Raw genomic sequence first — 2,226 nt, forward strand, 5'->3', positions numbered from 1 at the left:
CCTTCTTTCGCTGCAATCGATTCATCAATCTTCTTGTCATCCATCTAATCACCCTTCTCTTGCCGGGCTTGTTGTTGCTTCAAGAAAATCAAGACCGTTTCCCGGTCATAGTTATCCAGAATGCCCGCTTCTTCAAACAGGAGTCCTGCCTTGATGAGCTTCTGATAGCGTTTTTGTTGGTTGAGTCTTTGAATCTGACGCTCCAACTTGCGTGTTTCCTGCGACGACCGGACCAATTGATCCTCAATCCTCTTCAGACGCGCTTCCTGTCTCGCGAGACGATCCATGACATTCACCTCAGATTTCCTTTTATCCCTATTATAGCAGAACCACTACATATTGTATATAGCATGGTAAAAATATTGATAAAACCACTATATATTGTGTTTTAGCTGTGATATAATGAGTGGTGTCAGGGGAACGAGATGTGCAGTTAGGAGTTTCTCTTGCGAGAAACTCGGGGGATACGGCGAGGAGCCGTTTTCGATGTCCACGATGGACATCACCCTAAAGGGTATTCTGCCGCTCACTGCGCTCGCTGAACCTGCCGTTGGCTAAGAGAGACGAAAGGAGGCTGGCCATGGCAGTCTTTCATTTCGAGATAAAATCAGACAGGAGAAAGGGTGGAAAGCAGACCTCTGCTCTGCAACACGTCAAATACATCAACCGCGAAGGGCCTTACCAGGATGCCGATGAGCGGGAACTCATCAAGATGCCTGCGGAGAATGTAATCACAGGGCCGGAACTGCAAGAACACGCCCCAGGAAGGGAACTGCTCCTCTACAGCAGTCCATTCGGGGTCATCAAGCAAGATGATTCCGGTATCCGGGTATCGCGTAACGCTTCCACGCAAACCGTTGCCATTGCGCTAGAAGTAGCCAAACGGCTTTACGGCAATGCGCTGGAACTGCGGGGGCAGGAACGCTTCCAGCAGCAGGCAGTTACAGCTTCCAGTCAGCTTCACTTGGACATCCAGTTTCAATCTCATCTTCATCAGGAAGCTGTCACACGAAAGATAAAGGAGCAAGGACATGAGCGACGAATTTTTGAAGCAGCCGGAGGACGCTACGGAGTCCCCGTCTTCTCCCCAGGAGATGCCATCTTCCCCTCTGGAATCCCCGGCGCCTTCCCCATCGGATCCGGAAGTGGAGAAAGCGGATCGGGAATTCCTGAGTCCGACACTGAACGACATACCGTCACAGAAATTGCCAGAACAGGATGGAGCCTGCCAGCATTGTCCGGCAGGAATGTGGTTTTATCGGGGCGACAGCCTGACGTGCTTCTGTCTCGCAATGCGAGCCATCAGCTACAGCGACGCATCCGAAGACGACAAGATGCCCTTCCTAAGCTGCGATGGGATGTATCTGGCACTCGAAAAAATGCAGTCGAAGCGAGCGTGAAGGAAATCCTGCACAATCTGCAATATCACCTTGACAAAACATTCGCCTCCAGTCACGTGCAGTACATCAACCGCGAATCCGTCTTCGAGCAGCGAGGCGGCTGCGTCTATAAAGCGCACCATCTTCCAAGATGGGCGAAAGACAATCCGCTGGACTTTTTCCGTGCTTCGGATCAGCATGAGCGCGGCAACGGGGAGCGTTACAAAGAGATTGTCTTCTCACTGCCGAATGAACTCTCGCTCTCTCAACAGAAAGAGATCATCCAGCGATTCCTGGATGCACACATGAAGAACTACTATTATGCCTATGCCATCCACGATAAGATTGGCACGATGAGCAACGGCGAACACCATACGCATGTGCATCTGATGTTCTCGACGCGTGAAATCGATGACTGCGAGCGGAAACAGGAACGGCAGCCAGACGTATTTTTTTCGCGGGTCAATCCAAAGCACCCCGAAAAAGGTGGCTGTCGCAAGTCTGGCATCTGGAACGGGAAGGATCGCGCCAAGAACCTTTCTGTCCTCCGTGAAGATTTTGCACGAATCCAGAATGAGGTACTGGCGAAATACGGCATCCCCGTCCGCGTGGATCACCGCAGTCTGAAAGCACGCCGCCAAGAAGCCCTAGCCAAAGGCAATACGTTCCTGGCGGAACTGCTTGACCGCGTTCCAGAACGTGCGGTAGGCCCGCTTGCTCTCTTGGAGCGGGGAAACCGTAACGTTCTTGCTCAGAAAAAACTTCGCGCCCTGAATCAGTCAAAAGAAAAAAATATTGTCGCGAAGACATTCCTGATGGATGGAATGCGTCGCGACAAGCTGATGAA

General features: G+C 51.5%; 2 protein-coding genes. One reads left to right on the plus strand and one right to left on the minus strand.

The genetic code is table 11. The features are described 5' to 3' along the window. Window positions 1–44 precede the first annotated feature (44 nt). On the minus strand, window positions 45–287 hold the full coding sequence (locus ACI4OH_RS01855; protein WP_173430944.1) for a hypothetical protein: 243 nt from the start codon (window positions 285–287) through the stop codon (window positions 45–47). Between the two features lie 293 nt (window positions 288–580). Between ACI4OH_RS01855 and ACI4OH_RS01860 the strand changes: the two genes are divergently transcribed. Then, window positions 581–2,226: MobA/MobL family protein (locus tag ACI4OH_RS01860; RefSeq protein WP_439784042.1), on the plus strand; the 1,646-nt coding region annotated here is incomplete at its 3' end.

It is taken from the genome of Mitsuokella apri (assembly GCF_051886055.1).
In the GTDB taxonomy this organism is placed as follows: Bacteria; Bacillota; Negativicutes; order Selenomonadales; family Selenomonadaceae; genus Mitsuokella.

What these genes read in the sequence shown, in the direction of transcription:
- ACI4OH_RS01855 (WP_173430944.1), bottom strand. Translation starts at nt 287, where the DNA reads ATGGATCGTCTCGCGAGACAGGAAGCGCGTCTGAAGAGGATTGAGGAT.